We start from the raw sequence: 7,491 nt of genomic DNA on the forward strand, positions 1-7,491 counted from the left end.
GCTTAGCGACGGGGGGACGCCCAGCCGCCCGGAGTCTCGCGGAGAGTGACGCGACCGTCAGGTCTTCGCCAGCTCCTTCTCGCCGCCCTGCTCGGGCAGCTCGACGTGCTCGTCGGACGGGCCGTCGTGGCCGTCGTCCAGCAGCGTCTTCTCGTCGAAGGGCAACTGGCCGGCGAGGACCTCGTTGACCCGCTCCTTGTCGATCTCCTTCGTCCAGGTACCGATCAGCACGGTGGCCACGGCGTTGCCGGCGAAGTTGGTCAGGGCGCGGGCCTCGCTCATGAAGCGGTCGATGCCGACGATCAGGCCGATGCCGTCCACCAGGGCGGGCTTGTGCGACTGCAGACCACCGGCCAGGGTCGCGAGGCCCGCGCCGGTGACACCGGCGGCGCCCTTGGAGGCGACCAGCAGGAAGAGCAGCAGCGGGATCTGCTCGCCGATGGACATCGGCGTACCCATGGCGTCGGCGATGAACAGCGAGGCCATGGTCATGTAGATCATGGTGCCGTCGAGGTTGAAGGAGTAGCCGGTCGGGACGGTGATGCCGACCACCGGCTTGCTGACGCCCAGGTGCTCCATCTTCGCGATGAGCCGCGGCAGCGCGGACTCGGAGGAGGAGGTGGACAGGATCAGCAGGAACTCCCGGCCCAGGTACTTGAACAGCGTGAAGATGTTCAGCCCGGAGATGATGCGCAGCAGGGCGCCGAGCACGATGAAGACGAAGAGGAAGCAGGTGGCGTAGAAGCCGAGCATCAGCACGGCGAGGCTCTTGAGCGCTTCCACTCCGGCGGAGCCGGTGACGGCGGCGATGGCACCGAAGGCGCCGATCGGGGCGGCCCACATGACCATGGCGAGGATGCGGAAGACGAGCCGCTGGATGTGCTCGATACCGCGCAGGATCGGCTGGCCGGCCGAGCCCATGCCCTGCAGGGCGAAGCCGGCGAGCAGGGCGATCAGCAGGGTCTGCAGGACCGACTCGTTGGTGAAGGCGGAGACGATCGTGGTCGGGATGATGCCGAGCAGGAACTCGCTGGTGCCCTTGGCCTCGGAATCGATCTGCGCGTGACCGGCGTCCTTGACCGCGTCGGTCACGGCGAGGCCGGTGCCCGGGTCCAGGATGTTGCCGACGACCAGGCCGATACCCAGCGCGACCAGCGACATCACGGTGAAGTAGACCAGGGCGATGCCGCCGACGGCACCGACCTTGGCGGCCTTCCGTACCGAGCCGATGCCCAGCACGATCGTGCAGAAGATGATCGGCGAGATCATCATCTTGATCAGGTTCACGAACCCGGTGCCGATGGGCTTCAGCTCGACAGCGAAGTCGGGTGCGGCCAGACCCACCGCGATACCGGCAGCGACCGCGATGATCACCGCGATGTAGAGATAGTGGGTGCGGTCCCGCTTGGGTTTGCGTGCGGCAGGTGCCGTATCGGCTGCGCTGGTCACGGCGGCCCTCCTTGACGACGTCGTCGGCATCACCGGCGTGCGGCTCACGTCCGGAAAAGTGGGAGCGGGGCTCCCGGAGATGCGTTATAGGGAATGCCGTGACTATGTCCTGCTCTGTGAGCGCGGTCACCCTTCCGTTCATTTAGTTCACAATCAGCCAAGAGGCAGACTGACGACATGCGCTTCTCCGTCCCCCGACCCCGCAGCCTGGCGGCCCAGCTCTTCGCCATGCAGGCCGTACTGATCGCGGTCGTCGTGGCCGGATGTGCACTGTTCACCTATGTCAGCGACCGCAGCCAGGCCGAGGAGGCCGCGAAGCGCCAGGCCAGGGCCGTGGCGCGCTCCGTCGCCGACTCCCCGTCGGTGCTGGCGGCGGCCCGCGCCTCCGACCCGACCGCGGAGCTCCAGCCGTACGCGCTGAAGGTGATGCGGGACACCGAGGTCGACTTCATCACGATCATGAACCCGCAGGGCATCCGCTGGACGCATCCCGACCCGGACCAGATCGGCCAGACCTTCCAGGGCCACACCGAGCGGGCCCTGAGGGGCGAGACCTTCACCGAGACCTACACCGGCACCCTCGGCCCGTCGGTCCGCGCGGTCACCCCGATCAACAACGGCAAGCAGATCGTCGGCCTGGTCAGCGCGGGCATCCGGGTCGAGGCGATCAGCGAGCGCGTGCAGAGCCAGGTCACGGCCCTGCTGGGCGTCGCCGCCGGGGCGCTGGCCCTGGGCGCCATCGGCACCTATGTTGTCAACGCCCGGTTGCGCCGGCATACCCACGGGATGAACGCGGCCGAGCTCAGCCGGATGCACGACTACCACCAGGCCGCCCTGCACGCCGTACGGGAGGGGCTGCTGATGCTGGACGGGCAGTACCGTGTGGCGTTGATCAACGACGGGGGGCGGGAGCTGCTCGGCGTGGAGGGGGACGTGGTGGGCAGGTCGGTGGCCGAGCTCGGGCTCCCCGCCCCGCTGACGGGCGCGCTGCTGGCGTCGGAGCCGCGGGTGGACGAGGTGCATCTGACGGCGTCGCGGGTCCTGGTCATCAACACCTCCCCGGTGTCGGGCGGCGAGCGGCGCGGTACGGTCGCCACCCTGCGCGATGTCACCGAACTCCAGTCGCTGATGGGCGAGTTGGACTCCGAGCGGGGCTTCACCCAGGCGCTGCGCTCGCAGGCGCACGAGGCGGCGAACCGGCTGCACACGGTCGTCTCGCTGATCGAGCTGGGCCGGGCGGAGGAAGCGGTGGAGTTCGCGACGGCCGAGCTGGAGCTGGCGCAGGCACTGACCGACCAGGTCGTGGCGGCGGTGAGCGAGCCGGTGCTGGCGGCACTGCTGCTGGGCAAGACGGCCCAGGCGAACGAGCGGGGCGTGGAGCTGATGGTGTCGGAGGACAGCAGCCTGGACGACGGCCTGCTGCCCGAGACGCTCCCGGCGCGGGACCTGGTGACCATCCTCGGCAATCTGATCGACAACGCCGTGGACGCGGCGCAGGGCAGCGTGCGGGCGCGGGTGACGGTGGCGGCGTACACCCAGGGCACCGAGGACTGCCCCGAGCTGGTGCTGCGGGTCTCCGACACGGGCCCGGGCGTCGACCCGGAGCACTCCGAGGCGGTCTTCCAGCGGGGCTTCTCGACGAAGCCGTCCGGCCCGGGCGGACGAGGTCTCGGGCTGGCCCTGGTACGGCAGGCGGCGCAGCGGCACGAGGGGACGCTGTCGGTGACGGAGGCCGACGGGGGCGGGGCGGAGTTCGAGGTACGGCTGCCGCTGCGGGAGTCCGGCGCGGTCGCCGCAGGCGTGACATCCGGAGGCCCGGTGTCCGAGGGCTCTGGAGGTCCCGCATGACGAGCGACACGACAGACGCGAAAGCCATCCGGGTCCTGGTGGTGGAGGACGACCCGGTGGCCGCCGACGCCCACGTCCTGTACGTCGGGCGGGTCCCCGGGTTCGTGGCCGTGGGCAAGGCGCACACGGGTGCGGAGGCGCGCCGGGCCCTGGAGCGCACCCCGGTGGACCTCCTCCTGCTCGACCTGCACCTGCCGGACGTGCACGGTCTGCATCTCGCCCGGTCCCTCAGGGCCGCCGGCCACCACGCGGACGTGATCGCGGTGACCTCGGCGCGCGATCTGGCCGTCGTACGCGAGGGCGTCTCGCTCGGCGTCGTGCAGTACGTCCTGAAGCCGTTCACCTTCGCGACGCTGCGGGACCGCCTCGTGCGGTACGCCGAGTTCCACGCGTCGGTCGGCGAGGCGAGCGGCCAGGACGAGGTGGACCGGGCCCTGGCGACTCTGCGCGCCCCCGGCCCGGCCGCGCTGCCCAAAGGCCTGAGCGCGCCGACGCTGGAGCGGGTGACGGTGACGCTGCGGGACAGCGCGGAGGGCCTCACGGCCGCCGGTGTGGCGGAGACCGTGGGCATCTCCCGCATCACGGCCCGCCGTTATCTGGAGCATCTGGTGGACGCGGGCCGCGCGGCCCGCCGCCCGCAGTACGGCACGGTGGGCCGCCCGGAGTTGCAGTACCGCTGGGTCACAGGCCAGTGACGGCCCATCAGCTGCCGCCTTCCACGATGCAACCACCGCACACGCATTGACCTGACTAGACCACTCAACTTAGGTTCACGACGCAGCCGTCCCGGCCACAAAGAAGTGCGCCCGTAGGAGGTCGTGCCCGTGCGCCCCACCGCCGCTCTCACCCCCCTCGTCGCCCTGGCCCTCGCCGTGTCCACCCTCACCGCCTGCGGTGGGGGCTCCGGCAGCGACCCGGACACCGTGAAGATCTCCTTCAAACAGTCCACGGACAACTCCATCAAGGTGATGGACACGTATCTCGCGGACATCAAGAAGCAGTTCGAGAAGGCCCACCCGGGCAAGAAGGTCGAACTCGTCCCGATCAAGGCCCCGGACTCGGAGTACTACACCAAGCTCCAGCAGATGCTCCGTTCCCCCAAGACCGCCCCCGACCTGGTCTACGAGGACACGTTCCTCATCAACTCGGACATCACCAGCGGCTATCTCAAGCCCCTCGACCCCTATCTCGCCAAGTGGCCGGACTGGAACAAGTTCATCGACACGGCGAAGGCGGCGGCCAAGGGCGAGGACGGCAAGACGTACGGCGTCCCCGACGGCACCGACACCCGAGGCCTCTGGTTCGACAAGGACATCTTCAAGAAGGCCGGCCTCCCCGCCGACTGGCAGCCGAAGACCTGGAACGACGTCCTCACCGCCGCCCGCACCATCAAGCGCAAAGCCCCCGGCACCATCCCCCTCAACATCTACACGGGCAAGCCGGTCGGCGAGGCCGCCACCATGCAGACCTTCGAGATGCTGCTCTACGGCACGAACGACGGCACCACGGACCCCCTCTACGACAAGTCGAGCAAGAAGTGGATCGCCGGCGGCCAGGGCTTCAAGGACGCCCTCTCCTTCGTCGAAACGGTCTACAAGGACAAACTCGGCCCGGACGTCTCCGACGCGCTCGACCCGAACGTCATGACCCGGGTCCGCGGCGAGTGGCTCCCGCAGGGCAAGCTCGGCATCGCCCTCGACGGCTCCTGGCTGCCGCAGGACTGGCTGTCCGGCAGCGGCCACGAGTGGCCCGAGTGGTCGGAGAAGCTGGGCCTGGCCGCCATGCCGACCCAGCACGGCCAGGCGCCCGGCAAGGTGAGCATGTCCGGCGGCTGGACCTGGTCGATCCCGGCCAAGGCGGGCAACCCGGACCTGGCGTTCGAGTTCATCAAGACGATGCAGACCAAGGCCAACGCGCAGAAGTGGTACGTCGCCAACTCCGGCATCGCGGTCCGCGAGGACGTGGCGAAGGACCCCGCGTACGCCACGGCCCAGCCAGGCATCAAGTTCTTCACGGACCTCGTGGCGAACACTCACTACCGCCCCGCCTACCCGGCCTACCCCAAGGTCTCCGTGGCCGTCCAGGAGGCGATGGAGGGCGTGACGACGGGCGACACGTCGGTGGACGAGGCGACACGCGGCTACACGGACGCGCTGAAGGACGCGACGGACAACCAGGTGGCCGAACGGTGAGCGAGGCCCGATGACCACCACCGCACCGCACCCCCGGCTCACCAAGACACCCAAGGACACGCACCCGGCACGCGGCCCCCGCCTGCCGGTACGGATCCTGCCCCTGACCCCCGCGATCATCCTCCTGCTGCTCTTCCTCGCCGGCCCGATCGCCTACTGCGTCTACATCGCCTTCACCGACCTCCAACTGACCGGCCAGGCCCAGGAATCGTTCGTCGGCCTCGACAACTTCACCCGGGCCTTCGGGGACGAGGCGTTCCTGAACGCCGTATGGCTGACGCTGGTCTTCACGGTCCTCTCCTCCCTCATCGGACAGAACACGCTGGGCCTGGCCCTGGCGGCACTGATGCAGCGCGCGTCGAAGCCGGTCCGCACGCTCACCGGCGGCATCGTCGTCACGGCATGGGTCCTGCCGGAGGTCGTGGCGGGCTTCCTCCTCTACGCCTTCTTCCGCCGCGAGGGCACCCTGAACGCCATCCTGGACTGGCTGCACCTGCCCTCCCAGAACTGGCTGTTCACCCTGCCGATCCTGGCGGTGTCGTTCGCGAACGTCTGGCGGGGCACGGCGTTCTCCATGCTGGTCTACTCAGCGGCCCTGAACGAGATTCCCCAGGAGATCACCGAGGCGGCCGAGGTCGACGGAGCGGGCGGCTGGCGCCGCCTCTGGCACATCACCCTCCCGATGATCCGCCGCTCCATCGGCACCAACCTGATGCTCAACACCCTCCAGACCCTCTCGGTCTTCGGTCTGATCTGGGTCATGACCAGGGGCGGCCCCGGCGGCAGAAGCCAGACGCTCCCCCTCTTCATGTACGAACAGGCCTTCCAGAACAGCCTGATCGGCTACGGCACGGCGGTCGCCCTGCTGCTCCTGCTGGTCGGCTCCCTGTTCTCCCTGGTCTACCTGCGTCTGCTCCGCACGGAGGTCTGACCGCATGGCCCACACCCTCTCCTCCCGCCGCACGACCCGCCGTCTGGCGGCCGACGCGGGACTCCTGGTGGTCGCCGCGGCCTTCGTACTCCCTCTGGCCTGGGTCGTCCTGTCCTCCCTCGACCCTCACGCGGGCCTCCGGGTAAAGGCCCCCGACGGCCTCACCCTGGACAACTTCGACGCGATCCTGACCCCCGAGATCACCTTCACCCCCCTCCTCAACAGCCTGATCCTCTGCGGCGGCGCGACCCTGCTCACCGTGGCCTGCGCGGCTCTCGCGGCCTACCCGCTCTCCCGCTTCCGCTCCCGCTTCAACCGCCCGTTCCTGCTGACGATCCTGTTCGCGACCAGCCTGCCCATCACGGCGATCATGGTTCCGGTCTACGCGCTCTTCGTCCAGGTGGACCTGATCGACACCATGCAGGGCACGATCTTCTTCTTCGCGGCGTCCCAACTGCCGTTCGCCATCTGGCTGATGAAGAACTTCATGGACGGCGTCCCCAAGGAACTCGAAGAGGCGGCCTGGACCGACGGGGCGAGCCCCTTCCAGTCCCTGTTCCGCATCGTCCTGCCCCTCATGGGCCCCGGCGTGGCCGTCGTGACGGTCTTCTCCTTCGTCATGATGTGGGGCAACTTCTTCGTCCCCTTCATGCTCCTGCTCACCCCCGACCAGATGCCGGCGTCCGTCAGCATCAACGACTTCTTCGGCAACCGGGGCATGGTGGCGTACGGGCAACTGGCCGCGTTCTCGATCATCTACTCGACACCGGTGATCCTGCTGTACGTACTGATAGCCCGCCGCCTGGGAGGAGGCTTCGCACTGGGCGGCGCGGTCAAGGGCTGAGGGGGTTGTGAGGTGGACCCGCACCCCGGCGGAACGGGGTGCCGCTGCGCCCACCCGTGCCGCCCTTAGCGGCACGCATGCCCGCAGCCAGGGGGCGAAGCCGGGACGCGCCCGCACCCGCGTACGGCGCGAAGGGGACGTGTCGGGGGGTGTCCGCCCGCAGCGGTTGGCGCGTCAACGAACAGTCAGTCGGTATCCGCCCCCATCGCGCCGTTCCGAGGACGGAC

6 protein-coding genes are annotated in these 7,491 nt (G+C 69.1%); 5 read left to right on the forward strand and 1 reads right to left on the reverse strand.

All coding sequences use genetic code 11. The features are described 5' to 3' along the window. Nucleotides 1-57: 57 nt before the first annotated feature. Nucleotides 58-1,449 (reverse strand): cation:dicarboxylate symporter family transporter, encoded by a 1,392-nt coding sequence (locus ACFTZL_RS37435; RefSeq protein ID WP_382592624.1) that lies wholly within the window; start codon nt 1,447-1,449, stop codon nt 58-60. 177 nt (nt 1,450-1,626) lie between these two features. On the opposite strand from ACFTZL_RS37435, the gene ACFTZL_RS37440 reads away from it, so the two are divergent. The 5 genes from ACFTZL_RS37440 (at nt 1,627) to ACFTZL_RS37460 (ending at nt 7,264) form a co-directional block, all read left to right on the forward strand. Beyond that, nucleotides 1,627-3,297: an ATP-binding protein gene (locus tag ACFTZL_RS37440; RefSeq protein ID WP_382592627.1), complete on the forward strand. Its 1,671-nt coding sequence runs from the start codon at nt 1,627-1,629 to the stop codon at nt 3,295-3,297. Next, nucleotides 3,294-3,992: a response regulator gene (locus tag ACFTZL_RS37445; protein WP_382592630.1), complete on the forward strand. Its 699-nt coding sequence runs from the start codon at nt 3,294-3,296 to the stop codon at nt 3,990-3,992. The genes ACFTZL_RS37440 and ACFTZL_RS37445 overlap by 4 nt, the downstream gene beginning before the upstream one ends. 129 nt (nt 3,993-4,121) lie before the next feature. Next, on the forward strand, nt 4,122-5,489 hold the full coding sequence (locus ACFTZL_RS37450) for an extracellular solute-binding protein (RefSeq protein WP_382592633.1): 1,368 nt from the start codon (nt 4,122-4,124) through the stop codon (nt 5,487-5,489). 10 nt (nt 5,490-5,499) lie between these two features. After that, the gene (locus ACFTZL_RS37455; RefSeq protein WP_382592636.1) at nt 5,500-6,420 is read left to right on the forward strand and encodes a carbohydrate ABC transporter permease; all 921 of its coding nucleotides are present in this window, start codon (nt 5,500-5,502) and stop codon (nt 6,418-6,420) included. Between the two features lie 4 nt (nt 6,421-6,424). Next, the gene (locus ACFTZL_RS37460) at nt 6,425-7,264 is read left to right on the forward strand and encodes a carbohydrate ABC transporter permease (RefSeq protein ID WP_382592639.1); all 840 of its coding nucleotides are present in this window, start codon (nt 6,425-6,427) and stop codon (nt 7,262-7,264) included. Nucleotides 7,265-7,491: the final 227 nt, after the last annotated feature.

This window comes from Streptomyces sp. NPDC056948 (genome assembly GCF_042674225.1).
Classification (GTDB): Bacteria; Actinomycetota; Actinomycetes; order Streptomycetales; family Streptomycetaceae; genus Streptomyces; species Streptomyces purpurascens.